At 39.8% G+C, this 20,422-nt stretch carries 16 protein-coding genes; 1 reads left to right on the top strand and 15 read right to left on the bottom strand.

The features are described from left to right. Positions 1-9: 9 nt before the first annotated feature. The 12 genes from J2T13_RS13675 to pyk all read right to left on the bottom strand — a co-directional run bounded on the left by J2T13_RS13675 (position 10) and on the right by pyk (position 13,560). On the bottom strand, positions 10-990 hold the full coding sequence (locus J2T13_RS13675) for an ABC transporter permease (protein ID WP_429372115.1): 981 nt from the start codon (positions 988-990) through the stop codon (positions 10-12). Positions 991-1,204: 214 nt separating this feature from the next. Then, the gene (locus J2T13_RS13670; RefSeq protein ID WP_429372113.1) at positions 1,205-2,776 is read right to left on the bottom strand and encodes a response regulator transcription factor; all 1,572 of its coding nucleotides are present in this window, start codon (positions 2,774-2,776) and stop codon (positions 1,205-1,207) included. Next, positions 2,769-4,559 carry a cache domain-containing sensor histidine kinase gene (locus J2T13_RS13665; protein ID WP_429372111.1) on the bottom strand — a complete coding sequence of 597 codons (1,791 nt, stop codon included), beginning with the start codon at positions 4,557-4,559 and terminating at the stop codon, positions 2,769-2,771. The genes J2T13_RS13670 and J2T13_RS13665 overlap by 8 nt, the downstream gene beginning before the upstream one ends. A 138-nt stretch (positions 4,560-4,697) precedes the next feature. Further along, positions 4,698-5,015, bottom strand: a complete 318-nt coding sequence (locus J2T13_RS13660; protein WP_429372109.1) for a thioredoxin family protein — start codon at positions 5,013-5,015, stop codon at positions 4,698-4,700. 211 nt (positions 5,016-5,226) lie between these two features. Then, on the bottom strand, positions 5,227-6,159 hold the full coding sequence (locus J2T13_RS13655; protein ID WP_429372107.1) for a manganese-dependent inorganic pyrophosphatase: 933 nt from the start codon (positions 6,157-6,159) through the stop codon (positions 5,227-5,229). Positions 6,160-6,416: 257 nt separating this feature from the next. Further along, entirely contained in the window at positions 6,417-7,613 is a 1,197-nt protein-coding gene (locus J2T13_RS13650) for an SLC45 family MFS transporter (RefSeq protein WP_429372105.1), read from the bottom strand. 4 nt (positions 7,614-7,617) lie between these two features. Further along, positions 7,618-8,355 (bottom strand): glycerophosphodiester phosphodiesterase, encoded by a 738-nt coding sequence (locus tag J2T13_RS13645; protein WP_429372103.1) that lies wholly within the window; start codon positions 8,353-8,355, stop codon positions 7,618-7,620. 216 nt (positions 8,356-8,571) lie between these two features. After that, positions 8,572-9,729 carry a cation:proton antiporter gene (locus J2T13_RS13640; protein WP_429372101.1) on the bottom strand — a complete coding sequence of 386 codons (1,158 nt, stop codon included), beginning with the start codon at positions 9,727-9,729 and terminating at the stop codon, positions 8,572-8,574. A 258-nt stretch (positions 9,730-9,987) separates the two neighbouring features. After that, positions 9,988-10,362, bottom strand: a complete 375-nt coding sequence (locus J2T13_RS13635) for a winged helix-turn-helix transcriptional regulator (protein WP_429372099.1) — start codon at positions 10,360-10,362, stop codon at positions 9,988-9,990. Positions 10,363-10,387: 25 nt separating this feature from the next. Then, positions 10,388-10,663 (bottom strand): MBL fold metallo-hydrolase, encoded by a 276-nt coding sequence (locus J2T13_RS13630; RefSeq protein WP_429372097.1) that lies wholly within the window; start codon positions 10,661-10,663, stop codon positions 10,388-10,390. 48 nt (positions 10,664-10,711) lie between these two features. After that, positions 10,712-11,734 (bottom strand): hypothetical protein, encoded by a 1,023-nt coding sequence (locus J2T13_RS13625; protein WP_429372095.1) that lies wholly within the window; start codon positions 11,732-11,734, stop codon positions 10,712-10,714. A 413-nt stretch (positions 11,735-12,147) separates the two neighbouring features. Then, positions 12,148-13,560 (bottom strand): pyruvate kinase, encoded by a 1,413-nt coding sequence (gene pyk, locus J2T13_RS13620; RefSeq protein WP_429372093.1) that lies wholly within the window; start codon positions 13,558-13,560, stop codon positions 12,148-12,150. Positions 13,561-13,666: 106 nt separating this feature from the next. Between pyk and J2T13_RS13615 the strand changes: the two genes are divergently transcribed. Next, entirely contained in the window at positions 13,667-14,449 is a 783-nt protein-coding gene (locus tag J2T13_RS13615; protein WP_429372257.1) for a helix-turn-helix domain-containing protein, read from the top strand. A 482-nt stretch (positions 14,450-14,931) separates the two neighbouring features. Here the strand turns inward: J2T13_RS13615 and J2T13_RS13610 are convergent, their stop codons facing one another. The 3 genes from J2T13_RS13610 to J2T13_RS13600 form a co-directional block, all read right to left on the bottom strand. Further along, positions 14,932-15,504, bottom strand: coding sequence for a diguanylate cyclase domain-containing protein (locus J2T13_RS13610; protein WP_429372091.1), 573 nt, complete (start codon positions 15,502-15,504; stop codon positions 14,932-14,934). A gap of 192 nt (positions 15,505-15,696) precedes the next feature. Beyond that, positions 15,697-16,341 (bottom strand): class D sortase, encoded by a 645-nt coding sequence (locus J2T13_RS13605; protein WP_429372089.1) that lies wholly within the window; start codon positions 16,339-16,341, stop codon positions 15,697-15,699. A 146-nt stretch (positions 16,342-16,487) separates the two neighbouring features. Continuing rightward, positions 16,488-20,258 carry a collagen binding domain-containing protein gene (locus J2T13_RS13600; RefSeq protein ID WP_429372087.1) on the bottom strand — a complete coding sequence of 1,257 codons (3,771 nt, stop codon included), beginning with the start codon at positions 20,256-20,258 and terminating at the stop codon, positions 16,488-16,490. Positions 20,259-20,422: the final 164 nt, after the last annotated feature.

Genomic DNA, 20,422 nt, shown 5'->3' with positions numbered 1-20,422 from the left:
TCCCCCTTCCTACATGATGCTTTCTTTCGTAACCTTCTTGAAGATTCCATTAGCTGTAAAGAGTAAGATTACACTAACTATTGAGTTAAATACACCGATGGCGGTTCCGTAGGAGAACCTCCCCATATTGAGACCATAATTGAGCGCATATAAATCGAGTACCTCAGAGTAGTCCGTCACCAGACTGTTACCCAGCAAGAATTGTTTCTCAAATCCAATACTGATCAAGTGACCGATCGACATAATCAGGAGTACTGAAATGGTTGAACGAATTCCGGGCAATGTGATATGCCACATTTGTTTGAATCTGTTGGCACCATCGACTCTAGAAGCTTCATAGAGCTCCATGTCAATCCCTGTAATAGCTGCTAGGTAGATAATGGTATTCCAACCTGTTTCTTTCCATATATCTGAAGCGGTTACAATGTACCAGAACAAGTTCCCTTTGGCCATGAACTGAATAGGCTGGTCAATGATGTGAAGATTAACGAGAATGTCATTGATAATACCACCATCAGTAGACAATAGCTTCGTAATGATCCCTGCAACTACGACCCATGATACAAAGTGAGGCAAGTAAGATACGGTCTGTATGACCCGCTTGAACATCATGCCACGAAGCTCATTTAGTAGAACCGCAAATATAATAGGAATCACAAACCCAAGCACCAAGCCCATCAAGCTCATGGCTAATGTGTTCCTCATTACGAGATAAAAGCGTTCATCACTAAATAATTGAATGAAATTATCAAAACCTACCCATTTCTGTTCAGTGAATGAACGAGCGGGTTTGTAATTTTGGAAAGCCATTGTCCAGCCCCAAAGAGGTAAATAGTTGAATACAAAAACCCAAATCACAAAGGGCAGAGACATCAAATAAAGATATCTTTGCTTTACTAGAGCATCCCATAATTTACGTTTTTTCCTGGGAGCTTTAGGAATCCCGCTGCTACTGTCGGGGGAAATGTCGCTGTCTGATAGCGTTTGCATCTTCTTGACCCCTCCTCTATTTTATATACTTAATAGTACTCGAAGCCTAACCAAATCGAATACCCAACGGATTCCACACAAATTCATGTGAAAATTAGATATGACTTGGCTTTATCGTTTGAAACTCTTGTAAATTCAATGCATTCCTTGAAAACAAAGCAAAAATCCATTCATTTATTACAATGTGTAATTGTGAATGGATTTCCCAAAATTTCTATTCAGATGTATGACTTGAATTCTTCTCAATGTCTCGATAAGAAGAGGGTGAGATCCCTTCATATTTCTTAAACTTGCTATGAAAGTAATCCACATTTGCATATCCAACCCGGGAAGCAACCTGATGAATTTTCAATCCTTGAGAAAGCAATTCCTTAGCCTTTTCAATACGCACCTTATCTAAGAAGGCATTAAAGTATTCCCCAGTGTAGTTTTTAAACAATTTTCCAAGATAAGCACTGTTATAGTTAAACACTTCAGCCAGTAGCTCTAACTTTAGGTTCTCATTTGAGTTTCTTTGGATGAAATCAATGACCTGCTTCACAACTGTATCCTTGCTTATCCCCCCTAGTCTATCAATTAGATTATTATAATATTCAAACGTCATTCTTCGAAGCTCAGTTAACGTATTTTGACGATATACATCTGAAATGAAGGAACTATATTCTTGCAAAACAGGATATATATCCGAATTACTATTAGATAGCTTATTAATAGCCATTGAGAAAATTTGAGCATAAGAAGACTTCATCACTTGCTCTGTATTTCCAAAACTGACGATTTGTTGTTCCATTTCTTCAAGCACACGTCTAACCGCATCATTGCTGCGAATATCTACTGCATAATAAAGCTTATCCGATAACTCTACTTCATCAGCCTGCGTTACAATCTTCGTATTATTATACTTATGCATCATGCCCTGCTTATCATCACTAATCATCAAACGTTTCTTTTCAAATAGAAATCGATGATGTAAAAGCTCAGCCGCACTGGCATAAGAGACTCCTATATCTAATAGGTTAGTAACCGAATTCCCTGCGGCGGCATAAAGGGTCCAGTGCCATTCCTCTGTTATAGCAGACAGTTCTTTAAATAAGGCTTCGGCTACTCCTACTTCATTCACAACACCTTTTAGTAAAACCCCAATATGGGGCCCCGCTGAAAAGACGATCCCTCTATCTAATTCATCAAAATATGATGTCATTTTCTGTTTCAGTGCATTTAAGTACAACGAGTCACCATCCAACTGACCGTGAACTTCCACTAGAACAACCTGATAGCTACTCCAACAAAGCCCTAAATGGTTGATGTTATCCGTATTGCCCTTCTCATTCTCATTAAACAAGAACGATTCCACCATATGTTCTCGAAAAAAGTGATCCTCTTCTGCATTCCGTAGCTTCAATTCACGCTCTTTAGTCAAGGCCATACTAATTCTCTGTAATTCTTCAATCATTTCATCTTCATCAACAGGCTTTAACAGATAGGCATCTACCCCATACCCTATAGCTTTCTTCGCATAATCAAAATCTGCGTAGCCACTCAAGATTAGAAAATGTGCTCTGCTGTTCTCTTTACGTACTTGTTCAATCACTTCAAGCCCGGTCATACCCGGCATTCGCATATCGATAATGGTTAGATCAGGACGATGTTGCGTAATCTTCATTATCGCCTCTCTTCCATTCGAAGCCGTATCTATGACTCTATAACCGTGACTATTCCAATCAATAATGGTTGTGAGACCTTCTCGAATAGCGGGTTCATCATCAACAATTAGTACATTAAACATTTCTGTCCCTCCCCATAGGTATTCTGAATTGGATGGTAGTCCCCACTCCAACAATGCTGTTAATAGTCAACCCATAGTTATCCCCATAATATAGTCTCAGCCGTTGATGCACGTTGCGAAGCCCAATTCGAGCACCCTCACTTTCGCCAGCATCAAGCGAAGCTCGAACCTCTTCCTGACGTTCTAGCGACATTCCCATTCCATTATCGATGACATCGATGTATAGTTCATCCTCTATTACTAAACTACGTACGATCAACAATCCATTTGATTCTTCTCTATTCTCTAGTCCATGTATAATAGCATTCTCGACTAACGGTTGTATAACAAGCGGTAGAATATTCACACTCATAGACATAGGGTCCATAACTAGATCGAAATTCAGACGATCCTCATAACGGAATTTCTGTATCTCAAGGTAAGAGCGCACAATTTCCATTTCTTCTTTTAATGTGGTTCTGCCTCCTCCAATCTCAAGATTCTTACGCATCAGCTTACCAAGTAATCGAACAATATTAGCAATTTCCTTCTCACCCTTGATATGCGCCTTCATTCGGATCGATTCTAAAGCATTGAACAAAAAGTGAGGATTAATCTGGCTCGCCATCATCTTGAGCTTAATCTCTTTTTGAGCAATCTCCAGCTTGTTATTCTGCTCATTACTCTCATAGACCTGATCCATCAGTTCATTAATACTGGCCACCATATGATTAAATTGGCGTGAGAGTTGTCCAATCTCATCATTTCCATCAATATGAGAATTAGCAGAAAAATCACCTCTTGAAACTTTGTTCAACTGCTTACTTAAATGAAGCAACCGCTTAGATATGAGTTTGGATACAACATAGACTAGGATGAGTGCAATGCCAAGAAATACAGTAATCAGGATCAGGCCAATCCAACTTACGCGCTGTGATTCTTTTGTAATACTTTTCGTAGAAAATACAGAGACAATTTTCAGACCATTTAGACTTGATTCAGGGGTCAACTCATCTACTACTATATTAGATGGAACACCATTCACTTCAGCTTCAAACGTTCTTTGTGCAGGATTGCTAGCATAGAAATTCAAATCAAGTTCATCGAGTGTCTTCCCTACTAAGTCAGGATTCTTTGCTGCCACAATATAGCCCTCATGATCTGCAATCATCGTCTCAAAGGGTTCCTTACTAAGAATGGAATTCAACAGATTCTGGTTTATTGCAACGACTAGAACCCCTTGACTTCTGAACTCATTAAATTGAACTCGCCTCACGAGGCTTAATTTCTTCTGTAATCCTGCAGCTTGATCCTCCAGGTAATACCAACCAATACCATAATTGGAAGTCACTGTTTGGAACCAGCGAGATTGGGCAACTTCCGGCGTGATCCGAGTAAACTCATAGTTATCTGTCATCGTATCATTATCATGATAGAAACGAATTCCACTAATTTCCGTATAAAGTGCAATTAAGCTCTGAAATTCTTTATAATTTCGATAATCCTGAAACAGCTCCAGATTACTCTGGAAGTTAGTATTTATAATCGTCTGTAAATTCTCATCAAAATATAGCTTGTTAGATATCTCAATCGGAACCTTGAGTATATTGGTCATCTGCCCTTTAATTTTATCTACGTTGTTGGTGGTTTGAGCAATAGCATTGTTTAATGCCAATTCACGAAAATATCCCGTTACAGAGGCCCCAATAATAATAAAGGGGATCATAACGACTAGAATATACGAAAAAATTAATTTATTCTGTATTTTCATATTATTTATTATCTGCCCGCAAAATTTCAACATGACCTCTTCCTCACCCACTATTTTTATATAAAGCGCTAACAACCACTAACAATAATAATCATAACACAAAAAACACCTCCCTAATCTATAGGAGGATGTCTTCTTGGGTCCCTACGTTAGTGTAGGGTTACTTATTGCTTACTTAATAGCGTCAAGATATTCCGTGATCTGAGTAGGTGTCTTAGCAAATTTACTGTGCAAATGAGCAATCTTCTCACCATTTCGATATACTAATAGACTCGGAATCCCACGAACATCATTCGACTCTGAAATATCAGGAAATGATTCCACATCCATAGCATAGAAATGTTTGTCTGGATTACTATCTATAATGCCATCCATAAATTTATCCAATGTCTTACAATCAGGACACCAGGTTGCATCATATTTAATAACGGTTAGTTCGTCACCTTGCGTCAACTGTTTATATTGTTCTTCTGTTTGGATTCTTTCCATGTCTTTGTTCCTCCTTGTATGGCTTACACTTCGAGCCTTATTCTATGCAATGACAAGACTCACATTCGAATGACTTAGTTTATATTTTAACAATATATTTTCTTTTTGCAAATTGACGCTTAGACCGTTGAACAGTTGTCTCTTCTTTGCTTCAACAACAAAAAGCGTAGCCAAGCCAGTTTCGGCTTAACTACGCTTTTTGTTGCGTGTTCTAGATCTTGTTTAATGTTTCAGTTAGTACAGGTACAATCTGAGATTTACGTGATACTACACCTTTTAGAATAGCCTTGTTATCATCCAGCTTCACGTTATATGCTTGCTCTACGGCATGTGCTGAAGCTCCTAATGCTAAAGCTACAGAATCGTTATTTAGAATATCCGTTACTACAAATACGAACAAATCCAAATTTTTGGCTGCAATAACATCTGTGAGTGCCTTCTCTAATTCTGCTTGACGAGCCAGAACATCGTTCGTATCCACAGCATTAACTTGCGCAATCTCAACCTTATAATTTCCCATTTGGAATTCCTTAGCATCTAGTGAAATCAATTCACTTATGCTTTTATCACTCAGGTCAGCTCCAGCCTTAAGCATTTCAAGACCATAGCTTTCCAAGTTAACTCCAGCAATTTCAGCTAGTTCTTTAGCTGCTGCTACATCTTCATCTGTACACGTTGGGGATTTCAATAGTAAGGAGTCCGAAATAATAGCCGAAAGCATTAATCCAGCGATATCTTTACGAACAGCTACCCCTTTTTCTTTATATATTTTATTAAGAATAGTCGCTGTACAACCTACAGGCTCTGCACGATAATACAACGGATGGCTAGTCTCAAAGTTGGCAATACGATGATGGTCGATAACCTCAACCACACGAACCTGGTCAAGATCACTTACACTTTGCTGACGTTCATTATGATCAACCAGAATAACTTCTTTTGCTTCATTTGCTACCGTCTCCACTAACCGTGGTGCGGATACCTTAAACTGATCAAGTGCATATTGTGTCTCACCGTTAATACTACCTAAACGTACAGGCTCCGCATCCACACCAATAGCTTTCTTCAATTCCGCATACGCAATAGCCGAACAAATCGTGTCAGTGTCTGGATTCTTATGTCCAAAAATAAGTACCTTCGTCATAATAATAATTCTCTCCTTCTCGTGGTCGAATACGCCACCATGATTGTCCTATATATCGATTATACCGTCAAAGCCGACTTATTCCAATCCCTTTACAGAGAATAATTTAAAGGTAGATAAGGATAACCGGCAATAGACGGCTTCGTTGTTCTAACGGAACGACCTTCGTTTATCGATGAAATAATAGAAGCTTGGACTCTCCCTCCTATTATTTCAAGAAGAAACGGCTGTGGCGTTCTGTATTAAGGACAAAGACACTAGCCGTCCGTTGCCTCCAAAGACTCATTCCCTTGTCTAACCATAAGCATACAGGCCAACGCCACCAACATACTTGCCGATGCACAATAGAATAGTATAGAATATCCAAAACTATCGATCATCTGACCTAGTAACGGTGGAGATGATATCGCAGCTAATGAAGATACTAGGTAATACAATCCTGTACGTGTACCAATACTCTCTTCCTTACCTGTTGAAATAATATACGGATAAGAGTTGATATTAATACATGCCCAGAACATCCCCCCGATGAGTAAGACAATCCGCAACATAAGCAAATTCTTCACGAAAATGACCAGAGCAAAAACTACACACAAGCCACATATGCCGATCATGATCATCTTTTTCTTTCCGAATCGTTTGCCCAATAATCCGCTTGGAATCGCAAAGATAACAAAGGCTAAGGAGAAGAAGGTAAGTGAGAATGCAGCGGCCTTCTCGCTCAGCCCAAGATAGTTCTTACCATATAAAGTGAATAACGTTTCAACACCTTGGTATGAGACGAACCAGAAAAAAATAGCAGCTAGTAAAAATACCGTCGTACGGTCGAGCTGACTTTTCAAGGAAATCCGAGGTTTCCCCATGTCCACTGAAATCTCAGAGTTTACGTTCACCCCATCTCGTTCTTCCTTAATCGATCGAGAGACAACCAGCAGGCATATAAGGGTTACGATTCCCGCAGCAATGAAAGGTGCCGACCGATGGAAATCATACAACATGGAGCCTACACCAAATGCAATGATAGATCCTACCCCGCCCATGAAGTTGATAATTCCATTGGCTTTCGTACGTCCGTTCTCAGGTGTAATATCTGGCATTAATGCAACGGTCGGGGATCGATATAAGCTCATCGATAGATTCATTAGAATCATGAATAATAGCAGGGTGAATAACCCTGTATGAAAAGGAATAATGGCCGTGAAGATCGCTGCCACTGGCATTCCAACTAGCAAATAAGGCATTCTTCGACCATATCGAGTTCTAGTGCGGTCACTTCGATTCCCGATCCATGGTTGTAGAAACAGCGCAAAGTAATTGTCTATTGTCATCAAAAAGCCCACAACTGCTATACTTTGCACGTAATTTTCCAGAAAGAAAGGAATGAATGCATTATATAATGCCCATGTAATGCTAATACTGAAAAATCCAAAGCCCAGCAACCACGTTCTCTTCACAGTCTCACGCTCCTCTATTCGCCAGCAGTTTAGCTAATTGATCAGGATAATCTGTAATAATACCTGAAACCCCAGCTTCAATCAGTGCTTTCATTCGATCAGGATCATTCACTGTAAAAGGATGATAATCCTTACCATGCTCCGCTGCCTCCGCAACAAACTCTGGTAGTACAGCAAAGTGAATCGCATGAAGCGCATCTGCCCCTACAGACGCAGCATAGTCCCATGGACGATACAGACCTTCCATATATAAGATCCCTGTCCGAATCTCTGGTGCAATTGATTTACAGTAGACTAGGGAGTAATGATTGAAGCTAGAGAACACAACTCGCTCAGCCATTCCAAATTCCCGAACAAGGTTAACAACCTTATCCTCCATCCCCGGATACATAAAGATACCATTCTTTAATTCAATATTTAGAATCGTATCTCGCTCACGAAGAAGCTCTAATAACTCTGCTAATGTAGGAATGCGTTCCCCCTTAAATGAGTCTCCAAACCAAGAGCCAGCATCCTGCGCAGATATTTCTTCTAGAGTCATATCTTTCACCCAACCCTGTCCATGAGTGGTTCGGTTGATGGCTTCATCATGGATTAGGACAAGCTGTCCATCTTTCGTCATCTGAACATCTGTTTCAATACCCGTAGCACCTAAATCAAGGCTTTTGATAAAAGACGCCATCGTATTCTCAGGACACACTGCAGAGGCTCCTCGATGTGCAAAATTAATGATCTTCTTCATCTTAATCTCCTTTTCTATTTAGAATGAACTAAAGACTTTGGAAAGAAACTTTAGTTTAATCTACTGGGTTAGTTTTACCTTGTTTTATTATAGTTTTTATTGTTGTGAGATACATCAACTAAATGTAAAAAAACAAGAAAATAAAGCCTCAATCGTTAGTATGATTGAGGCCTTTGAAGAAATATAGGGTACGACATATGATCATCAATGAAGAATCTAGTTTTCTTTGATAACGGCTGGCTCGCGGAACAAGTACTTTAACAATGGCGGAGCCACTAATGTCGTAAGAATCACCATAATAATAACGGAGGTGAAATATTCAGGTTCTAATAGACCTGCTTCCAGACCTGTAGCAGCGATGATTAGCGCCACTTCTCCTCGAGAGATCATCCCGGCTCCGATAGCAATAGATGAATGATTATTGAATCCTGTAAGTCTTGCTCCGAGTCCTCCACCGATCCATTTGCTTACAATAGCAACAAGAGATAGGACGATTAGGAAAGCTATTTGTTGCCCTACACCGTCAAACGATACATTCAATCCAATACTCACAAAAAAGACAGGAACAAAAATCGAGTACGCAATGGGCTCCAACTTCTCCTCGACCGTATGCTTAAATGATGTTTGCGAAATCGCGATTCCGGCTGCAAATGAACCAATAATACCTGCCATACCCATGATTTCTGCAAAATAGGCAAATGCAAAACATATAATTAAAGCAGCGCTTATCGTCGCTTCTGTTACTCTGAGCGGGGCAAATATTTTTATGAATCTGGGCACAATTAACCATCCCGCTACAATGATGACTGCAAAGAATAATACCTTCTTACCAATTAATAAACCTAATGAAACGTCTGCCCCTGACCCGAGTAGACTCATCATCACTGCGAGTAGAATAACGACAAGGACATCATCCACAACAGCTGCGCCCAGAATCGTCGTACCTTCGCGTGAATTCAACTTGTTCATATCCTTTAATACTTGAGCCGAAATACTGACCGATGTCGCACTAAAAATAACACCCATAAAAAGAGCGGAACTATTCGAAAATCCGAATACTTCTGCTACAGCAAATCCCCCGATAAAGGGTAGTATAATACCTCCAACCGCTACAGCCAGTGCCGACTTCCAATTTCTCCGAAGCTGCTCCAAGTCCGTTTCAAGCCCCGCTATAAACATCAGTAATAACACACCGATTTCCGACATTTCATGAATAAAGCTACTATCACTTGGAATCCACCCTAAGACAGCAGGTCCTAGAATAACCCCCACAATCAACTTTCCGAGGACGGCTGGCTGTCCTAATCGAACAGCCAGGTCGCCCGCAACTTTCGTGAATACTAAAATAAGCACAAGATATAAAATAAATGCCATAACTCCATCTCTCCCCATCTTTTATCTATATACTTCCCTCAAATAACCATTTCTTATGAAAAAGGACATAAAAAAAGAGGAACCCGTATAATAGGTCCCTCAAAAACAACAGAAGGAGCCCTTGGTGACAGGCTCCTCCAATAAATCAATACAACATATAATAATAACCGTTACTACAAGTATATAGATATTTTGTGATTTTGTAAACTCTCTAAAAGCAGATATACCACCTGCTTTCACTCTTTTACTAGGTGTTACTTATTTCATATCACTCAACTTTTCCGTCCATACTACATTCTCCCCATAATCCTTGCCCCAATTGTACATCGCTCGCAATACAGGCATTAAACTTTCTCCATGCTGTGTCAATGAATACTCCACTTTGGGTGGAACTTCAGGGTACACCTTTCGATTGACCAGTTGATCCTCTTCTAGTTCTCGTAACTGATTCGTTAACATTTTTTGCGTGATATGAGGAATCATTCTCTTCAATTCACTAAATCGCTTTGTTCCTTCCAATCCCAAATGCCACAGGATGATGAGTTTCCATTTTCCTCCGATGACAGCCAAGGTCAATTCCTTCTCGCAATTAATTTCCATAAGATTAATACGTTCTTTTACCTCATTTGCCACTATGATCTCTCCCTTATTTGCCAAATCAACCTTCCTTTGATAACTCGATTGCCTCACCTGGTTTTAGAACCCTACCCTGCAAGCCCTTCTCCTCCAGTTGTTGCACAAAAGCTTGGGCATCCTGCTGAATAAGTGGGAACGTATTATAATGAACGGGCACGATCATCTTAGCGTTATACCATTCGGCTGCTTGAAGTGCATCTTCAACGCCCATCGTATATTTATCTCCTATCGGTATGAAGGCAACATCAATCGAATAACGGTCACCAAACAAGGGTGTCAAAACAATGGATATGAACATTAATTACTCTCTATCTAGATTCTACCCGTTTCATAGGATAACTAGTTACTAATCTCCACCGCCACCACAGCTTGAGCAACTTGACGATGAACAGCTCGATGTAGAGCCACTATCACCGCTACTACTTCCACCATCACTACTTCCATTATCCGCACAATTGTCATCCCAGCCACTACAACTATATCCAGAAGAATCCCCTGTACTTGCTGGATCCCTCTTGTGCTCGTCTTCACTGGAATATTGCTGCATTTGTTCTTCAAACCCATTGTCATTCTGAAAAGAATGAAACATCATCGCACCTGCCATATAAGGCATGAAATCGGCCGTCCCCCTCGAAGGCTGTGCTTCATCATAAGTTTCATTATGCTCAGCTCCACTGATTTGTCGTTTCGCCTTAGCTATCAAAAGAGAAACCGCACTGCGAATTTCTGGGTATTGTTCAACTGTCCGCTGGTTAAACAGCCGTGATACTAATGACTCTTCGCTCATTAAACGAAGCTCTTCAATCCGGGTGGTGTCCAGTGGATTGCGAAAGAAACCTTTCCAAATGACTCCGGTATAAGGAGTGGCCGCGAACAATTGACTGTAGACCCACTCGAACCAAGCTCGTTCACCCGGATTCGGTGAAGATGCTGTACTCGAATGTGGCGCATGATGAATGGATGAGCCGATAAACTTTTCACCGAACTCTTGATACTCACGCGTAAACATCAACATTTCATGCCAAATATCATCCACTGAATCACTGTACATGGGTACAGATTTCATGATAGCTGTCATCATAAAGTAACGCTTCAACTCGAAAAATTTCCAATCAAATTCAGACTCAGACATGCGTGGGAATTTCTCTAACATTCTTCCTTTCAGCTGTTTAACGAATAGTTTGGGCAATCCCGCCTTTAGACGAGACTCAGCATCCTCCAGTATTACTTCTCGTTGTAAGTTAAGCTGCTTGGGAACTAAGTGTTTGTTATAATTAGGCTGTTTGCTCCGAGTACGCCAGGTTTTACTTAAATTTATGATCACAAAGAATATAACGACTACAATAATAACCGAAATCAATGTCTGCATAATTCTCCTCACTTTCATCGGTAGGATTCACTATACCTTGATCCAAAAAGTGAAAAAGTCACGCTACTTTCACCAGTTAAGGTATAATCATTTTATCTTACACGATATGAAGAGGAATATAAATGACTGAAACCAAACGTATTGATTGCATGAAATGCCAATATTTCTATGTCACATGGGACCCGAAATACCCCAAGGGTTGTAAAGCTTTTGAATTCAAAACACACACTATGCCTAGTCTAGCCGTATTACGATCGTCAGGTAAAGCTTGTATGAATTTTGAACCTAAGACACAGGCAAAACCATGATTTGATCTTCAGGAATTAGCACATACCCACAAGAAGACAAGAAGAGGATAAGGTTAGCTTGAGTTGCAGCTAATACCTTATCCCCTTCTTGTTTCAATAAATAATTTATACGACTTGAATTTTAATTAGGTTCGTTGTACCCCGTCCTAATGGTACTCCCGCTGAGATAACAACCGTATCTCCTACTTCAATATGACCTGTCTGTGAAGCATTGCGGATGGCAGAATCGATCATCTCATCTGTCGTTGTCACCTTATCCCCTTTAACAGGAATGACACCCGAAAGAAGACAAATTTTAGCCAACACATTCTCATGCTGTGTAATTGCAATGATTGGTGCTTTAGGACGATATTTGGACACCATACTTGCTGTAAATCCACTATCTGTCGATGTAATGATCGCTTTAGCGTTCAACTCAAGCGAAGATCTCACCACATTTTGACTAATGACTTCTGTAATATTTATATTTTGTTGTGATTTCTTCTTATCAAATTCTGATCTGTAGTCGATCATCTCTTCTGCTTTCCTAGCAATAGCTGCCATGGTCTGTACAGATTGAACAGGGTATTTACCCGCCGCTGATTCACCAGACAGCATGACTACGTCTGCGCCTTGTAGCACTGCATTAGAGACATCACTAACCTCAGCTCTTGTAGGACGTGGATTAACCTGCATGGATTCAAGCATATGCGTAGCAACGATAACAGGCTTACCTGCTAAGTTACATTTATCAATCATTTCTTTCTGCATTCTTGGAACGTCTTCAATGGGAACTTCTACACCCAAATCTCCACGTGCCACCATAATACCATCCGAAGCTTCAATGATGGCATTCAGATTAATAACGCCCTCTTCATTCTCAATCTTAGAAATAATCTGAACATGTTCAGCTTTATTCTCCTTAAGAATACTACGAATTTCCATAATATCTTCTGCTTTTCTAACGAATGAAGCAGCAATAATCTCGATACCTTGCTTTAACCCAAATCCAATATGAAGAACATCTCGTTCTGTTACACCAGGCAAGGTAGTTTGAATACCAGGAAGATTGACCCCTTTTCTAGGCTTCAAGGTACCTCCACTAACGATAAGACAATGAATATCAGGACCCTTAATAGCTAGTACAGTCAGGTCTACAAGTCCATCGTCAATTAGCAGCCGATCACCAGGCTTCACCACTTGTGTCATATCCGGATAATTAACCGAGATCCGACTAGCATCACCCAGAATCTCTTCCGTGGTTAGAATAAGTTCATTTCCGATCACAAGCTCACATGAGGCTTCCTTTAATTTACCTATTCGAACCTCAGGCCCCTTGATATCCATCATGATGGGGATAAAGGTATTCATTTCCTTAGCCGCTTGACGAACATTTTCAATTCTTTTCACATGATCCTCTAGCTCTCCATGAGCCATATTTAATCTACCTACTGTCATCCCCGCTTGAATCATTTCTTTCAACACCGAAACGGAGTCACATGCAGGTCCCATAGTACATATAATTTTTGTTTTTAGCATTATTTATTCCTCCTCATTTTATACAATTGTATCTTCTATTTAAGAATGACACTATGAACTATAGTATAATGAATACACTATAGTATGGTTATCAGGAGCGATTATGATGATAGTTATGACAGATGTACATCAAGATAACGGGGTGGATTGGTATGAGGAATGGTCACCACATAAGGAAACTTGGCATCTAATTCTGTTAACTTATGGGAAATACGTATACTGGGTGAACGAGAACAAGATCATTATGGAAAAGGGAGATATCCTACTTATTCCAAGCCATACTCCTTATTATGGTAAGAGTATTCCCACAGTATTCCATACTAAGTATGTGATTAATTTCGACATATCATGCAGAGATGCCAAACTACCTATCCTTAGATCACATGGACCCTTAAAACGGAAGCTAGGGTGCTATGGATTGATTTATGAACGTTTTAAGACAATTCTGAATCAATGGGAGGAAAGACCCTCTTATTATGTAATGATGGCGGAAGCCTTACTTATCGAAGCACTCATTTATATCAATCAAGAATGGGATCGTGGCGAAATCCCCCCAGAAACACATCGACAGGTAGATAACATGAAGGATTACATTCAGAAACATTACCGAGAAAAAGTGACTAAACATGAGCTTGGTGAAGCGATCAGGAAAACTCCGAATTATGCGGCAACACTATTTCGTAGCGTCACTAACCAGACGATTAGTGAATATGTACACAAACAGAGAATCAAAAAGGCCATGTACGTTCTAACCGAATCACAATTAACAATAGAGGAAATATCTAAATTTGTAGGCTATAATGATGTCTCCTATTTCTATCGTATATTTAAGCGTATTACAGGTAGCTCTCCTTCGGACTTTTTGCATGAGCGATCGACCATTCTATAGCCTAAGGTTTACCACTAATCCATAAGAAGAACCCTTACGTTTTTTTTGCGTAAGGGTTCTTCTTATAGTACCGATATAGAACAGATATTCACAAAAAGCATGAATCCGCTTCCAATTGATCTCAAAATTGCATTTGCTTTTAGACACAGAATGTTCAATAATTAGATAAAGACACAAAACATTCGCAATTTAACTAAAGGGGCTGAGTTCAAATGAACAAACCAGAATATAAACGCGAAAGCCAAGTTTTTCTTGTTTTTGTTGCAATAGGTCTCTTTTACGCCGTTTTCTATAGCGTTTTCACCCTAATGTCTATCCATGGTTAATGAGATTCAATGCGAGGTGAATGGTGTTTCTTCTAAACTTTATTATGTTACAGTGAGCGATTCCTGCTAGGAATATTCGAATGTAAAGAGACATTCGTTACCTAGTGAAAGGAGATCGCTTATTTTTTAGTTGAATCATTCAATTACCTAACTTCATCAATTTGCAGATCGCTTGCCCACAAGCCCTGAGGAAACTTTGTAATACCTGCGCCGATCTTCATTATTAAACACAGTATAACAACCCTTTCCCAGCTGTTTGGCATGATACATAGCCATATCCGCTTCTTCCAGCAATTTGGATCGATTACTCTTACTCGCCTCAGCAATACTAATCCCAATACTACCCGATATAAATAAATCATGTCCACTAATGGTAATACACGGTCTGAGTTTCTCTGAAATACATGTTGCCAGAAACTCTGCCCTTTGGAGATCTGCATTCACGATGATGATCACAAATTCGTCCCCACCCATTCGAAATACCATCTCGTTATGACGACTAGTAGCTTGGTCAAGGCGCACACCCACTTCCTTCAAGAGTTGGTCGCCCGCCTGATGCCCAAATGTATCATTGATATCTTTAAAATGGTCTAAATCAAGAAACAGAACAGCTATCTGCCCACTTCCAGAATATTGACTCCAAAAACGATCCATTCCATTACGGTTCATCAACCCCGTTAAAATATCCTGATATGCTAGCCTTTTCAATGTCGCTCTATCTATAAACATTATTAGCATAATTATACTTAAACATATCAATATCGCTATTAAAACAATGTTGTTCATTTCCTCATCACCAATTGAGTTAGTCGTTCATCAAGCATACTTTATCATTCTATACAATTTCTATACAGATTCTAAATAACACCAATGGAAAAACACGCCTTATATTCTTGTCATTAAAGTTCATCATGTTCTTAGTCATTTCATCCTTGCTTGTACGATAAGACGGTGAGTAGGATTAACGAGTGGATCACATGTAATTAAGGTCAACCATTTATCTTTCTCGTTCCCTTCTAAGACAGAGACATCCGTAGGCTCCACTACAGTTACTTTAAAGACTGTATAGATATATTTCTCTCCATTGGTGTTTACAACGATCTCATCGTCGATTCCAATTTCATTCAGACGGTTAAATAACCTTCCTTGCGTATGTGCTCTGTGCGCGGCTATAGCTGCATTTCCAACTTGGCCTAGCGGTGTTGTCTCTACCATATGTGCAGCCGCAAGTTTCATATTAGCCTTCGTCGCTCCTTCCATGATCGGAAGCTTCAAGTCAATGATATCTATAGTAATCAGGCCTACTGCCTTATCTTCATTATCCGTTGGTACCGCTTCAGTAGATAATACCTCCTCAGATGTAGAGGACTCCTCCAGTAATTGAGAGAGTTGTTCATAACTGACTTGGACATCTTTAGCCACTGTAATCCCATCATTACTCTCTAACCTCTCCACTTCCTTCAAAAGTTCATTCTGCTGACGATCAGCGTTCCATTCCATTAACTTAGGAGATATGATGACTAGAATACCTACTATAATAAATATATACGATAGCTTCTTACGCACTCTTACAACCCCTTATCGACTATTCCTTAGCTCATGTATACTCATCATATCATTTTCACCTTTACAAATTCTCTACAAAACAGAAGAGATCCATCCATATATTATAAAAAACCTGAGATTAAAAACATCTCAGGTTTTTTGTGAAACTATTTATGGCTTAACCATTTTTTTCTAAATAGAATACCAAGTAGAATTAACGCAAAGCCCGATAGATAGTATGGCAAGTTACTGCTTTCTCCTGTCTTAGGTAGCATCGCCACCCCTGAAGGGTTGCTATCACTCGCTTCTTGATCTCCGTTTCCTTTACCTCCATCTGCTTGATCTCCACTTGATCCACCCAATGGATTCCCATCATCATCAAGCTCAATATCTGATGGATTCTTCACAGTTGTAGGCTGGGTACCATTATTCTTTCCATCTACTGGTGATGGACTTGGTTCACTTGGTGTCACTGGTGATGGACTTGGTTCACTTGGTGTCACTGGTGATGGACTTGGTTCACTTGGTGTCACTGGTGGTGTACTTGGTCCACCTGGTGTCACTGGTGGTGTACTTGGTCCACCTGGTGTCACTGGTGGTGTACTTGGTCCACCTGGTGTCACTGGTGGTGTACTTGGTCCGCCTGGTGTCACTGGTGGTGTTACAACACTTTGAGTATTGGTTACGATTTCTCTCTTAACACTTGCGTCTTGTTCAATACTTGAGTCAATGGTTATTGTACGTGTAGCCTCATCAATGTCATACCCTACCGGAGCTATGATTTCTTCCAGAATATAATCATCATATAGCAATTGAGTGAAAACTGCTTTCCCCAGTGCATCCGTTACCTGTGTAATTGCAGCTCTTTTCTTGCCAGCGTCTTGTAAAACGAATGTTGCTCCTTCAAGCAATTTAGTAGGGTCTGCCTTATCCACTTTTATAATTTCCAGACTCCCCGTAGGCGGTATCTGAATTTTACTATTTGTTACGGTTACTTTCTTGATACTTCCACTTTGTTTTATAGTGGAATCTATCGTAATATCCTGTTCTGCATTTCCTATCTCATACCCAACAGGAGTATTAGTTTCCTCCAGCGTGTAAGTCTTGTAAAGTAGTTTAGTGAAGACTATTTTTCCATCAATATCTGTTGTTTTTTCTATAGCAGTATTCTTTTTACCTTTTTCATATAGAATAAATGTAGCTCCCTCTAGCCCTTGGGAGGGGTCATCCTTATCGACCTTCGTAATTTCAATGCTACCTCTTTCGCCAATACCACTTCCCGATCCTCCGGAGGTCCGCACTTCAATCTCTATGTTCGAGTTTTCAGATCCTACAACGAATCCGTCCCCTTCAAAACTTACCGAGTTGGTCACTTTTTCTTTATCAGCAGAAACTGCAATCTCCGAATCATATTTCAGAATAAAGGCGGACGAGATCGGTCCAGTAAAACTTAAAACAAATTTTTGCTGATCCTTAGCATCTTTCTCAATCACTATTTCATAATCAATGCCTTTAGTTAATTCAACACCTTGCGAAATCGCTCCTCCTGAGGCTACGTTAGCAGCATATAAGTGGAAGGAATTTTCAACCAATATTTGGTTGCTGCTAGGTGTATCCAAGATTTTTACATTGGTAACATATGATTGTACTTCATTAATCTTTATGGTCCAGTTTATTAAACTACCATTTATTATTCCTTCTTTGGTTACATACTCTTTAACTTCATCTTTTAGCGTATTAACTGTTGTAGCCCATTCGGCTAACACTGTAGTATCACTGCTCAAAACCGCTTCATTTGGAATCTTCTTCTCAACTAAAGTGACTTCAAACTTGGTTTTAAACGTAATCCAGTAAGCCGAGTCTATGTCCCCCAATTCGATACGTAATTCATCATCAACATATTTCACCACATACTCAGAAGCATCCAGCGGTGTATTAACATGTGTAGGTTCGCCGCCAGCTGGTACATTCATTTTATAGACTTCAATGGAGTTTAGATCCAGCGTCTGCCCTTTCTGCAATTGATCAGTAATTATGGCATCTAGAATCGTCTTCCTGTTATAGTTGGCCTTAATGTCCCAAGTAATTTCTTTATTGCTTGCATCATATCGGCCTACTTTTGTTCCATTATTTTTCGTATAGGCATTAGGAGTAAATGTCGCAGTCATTTTTACGGAATCTGGCTGACTGTTCTCATCCCAGTTGATCCCCGCCGCGTTAATGTAACTAGACTTCCCAGCAAAGAACCAATCATCATTATATTTGGTTTCATAGCTGATGCTGTACTTGTCATTGATCGTACCGTTGAACTGAATCTCAAAACCCAATCGTGGATCGTCATTGATCACAGTATAGGTAGCAGCAGTAACCGAACTTCCACTTGAATCCGTTATCTTCAGTGTATTGGGTAGGAACTCTAGCCCCCCATTCGTAAATGTATCCTTGACGACCGCGTTGCTCATAGGCTTTTTATCACTGTTAAAAACGATATTCCATTGGGTCGTCTTCGCACTGTAATTCGTACTACCATTTGATTTACTACCAATTACACTTACAAACTTATGTGCAACAGTAGCACTCTCACCGCTTTTTGCCGTGACCGTGTTGTTTACATTTGTATCCGCATATACACGTTCTATATATTGGGTTTGATATTTAATCGTGTATGCAGTATCTATGTCACTTTCAAAATTCAAATCAAAGCCAAGCTTACCATTCACTTCACTTGCAAGTGGAGTGAATGTATATTCACTTCCATTCAATAGAACTCCCTTATCATCAAACACTTCAAGCGAATTAGAAACCAACTTCATCCTGCTATCAAAGCGATCTTCAATCCACGTATCCGCTGATAAAATCTGTTTTTCACCAAAATTGTACTTCACTTCCCAAGATACAATTTGATTCACTTTGTCATATACACCGGAAGTCTTAGTCAGTAGCTTCTCACGTATAATGTCCTCTTTTGCCTGAGCTGTAGCCGACTTACTACCTGTTAAGTTCGCAATATTAGTGAAGCTTGTCTCAACTTCCCCCGTAACCATTGTTGAATATTGCAGGCGGTATGCTGAGTTTATACTCAGGTCCTTGAAAGTAAGCTTATATGATGAACCATCAGGTTCAGTCTCATAGCTGTACTTACTGGGATCTATTGGACCTCCAAGCACCGTTGAACCGTCTACATTAACTATGAGCGAAATGATACTGAAAGTACTTGGGTCCAGTAGCAATCCCTGTGGAGTATCATCCGTGATTACAGCATTCTCCACCTTGTCGAGTGATGTATTCACATCAATCGTCCAATCTATCTTTTTGGCCTTGTCAGCAACTCCATCCTTAGACAGCAGTTGGCCCTTATCCGGTTTAATGTTAACTTCTACCACTTGGGTTCCACCCTGAACCTGGAAAGGAATCAATACATTCGCGTCACCCTTGATAGTATCTTTATTTAGTTCCGTATGTACTTCAAGTGTTCCAGTGACATTAGAGTGATTTTCTATAAACTCATTGAAAAGCATCGTTACATGTCCAGAAGTATTTACTGTAAAATCCCCTACCTTCTCACCATCTACTGTGAGTGGACCCCCAAAGTCATTGTAAATTTTGAACTCTTGTGGGATATCAAACTCAAATGTGGAGCCATCCTTAAATGAGTGATTATTATCAAGTTTCCACTCATATTCTATGCGAACCGCAGAACCTAACTTTGTTCGATCTGACTGATCAGGATTATAGACCGCATCAATAACGGTACCCGCATTATCCGTAAGAGTCACCTTAGTTAATATACTCGGTTGCGCCGCAGCTAATGACGCCCTATTTAGGGTATTACTTCCCAGTGTAACATCCTCTGCACTGACTTGATTAATTCCCACACCAAGGATACTATGCAGCATGAGTATCATAGTGATGATGGTTACGCTAATTTTTTTTCTCATTTTCCGACTGAGTCTCCTATTCTTTAATAAAGTTTTATTCTTCTACTGATACTTAACAAAAAAAAGGGCCTAAAGTGTTGAAAGTTATCACTTATTGAAGTATACAGTGAACATCTATACAATTTCTGAACAAACGCAAAGAACCCGAGAGACTTCCCACTTAG

It is taken from the genome of Paenibacillus sp. DS2015, assembly GCF_050433705.1.
Lineage (GTDB): Bacteria > Bacillota > Bacilli > Paenibacillales > Paenibacillaceae > Paenibacillus_AQ.
This window is presented reverse-complemented; position numbering and strand designations above follow the sequence as displayed.

Coding starts and splice junctions, on each gene's coding strand:
- J2T13_RS13610 (WP_429372091.1), bottom strand. CDS start 15,504: ATGTTTATAGATAGAGCGACATTGAAAAGGCTAGCATATCAGGATATT.
- pyk (WP_429372093.1), bottom strand. CDS start 13,560: ATGCTAAAAACAAAAATTATATGTACTATGGGACCTGCATGTGACTCC.
- J2T13_RS13645 (WP_429372103.1), bottom strand. CDS start 8,355: ATGAAGAAGATCATTAATTTTGCACATCGAGGAGCCTCTGCAGTGTGT.
- J2T13_RS13600 (WP_429372087.1), bottom strand. CDS start 20,258: ATGAGAAAAAAAATTAGCGTAACCATCATCACTATGATACTCATGCTG.
- J2T13_RS13630 (WP_429372097.1), bottom strand. CDS start 10,663: ATGTTCATATCCATTGTTTTGACACCCTTGTTTGGTGACCGTTATTCG.
- J2T13_RS13625 (WP_429372095.1), bottom strand. CDS start 11,734: ATGCAGACATTGATTTCGGTTATTATTGTAGTCGTTATATTCTTTGTG.
- J2T13_RS13660 (WP_429372109.1), bottom strand. CDS start 5,015: ATGGAAAGAATCCAAACAGAAGAACAATATAAACAGTTGACGCAAGGT.
- J2T13_RS13675 (WP_429372115.1), bottom strand. CDS start 990: ATGCAAACGCTATCAGACAGCGACATTTCCCCCGACAGTAGCAGCGGG.
- J2T13_RS13615 (WP_429372257.1), top strand. CDS start 13,667: ATGATAGTTATGACAGATGTACATCAAGATAACGGGGTGGATTGGTAT.
- J2T13_RS13640 (WP_429372101.1), bottom strand. CDS start 9,729: ATGGCATTTATTTTATATCTTGTGCTTATTTTAGTATTCACGAAAGTT.
- J2T13_RS13670 (WP_429372113.1), bottom strand. CDS start 2,776: ATGTTTAATGTACTAATTGTTGATGATGAACCCGCTATTCGAGAAGGT.
- J2T13_RS13655 (WP_429372107.1), bottom strand. CDS start 6,159: ATGACGAAGGTACTTATTTTTGGACATAAGAATCCAGACACTGACACG.
- J2T13_RS13665 (WP_429372111.1), bottom strand. CDS start 4,559: ATGTTGAAATTTTGCGGGCAGATAATAAATAATATGAAAATACAGAAT.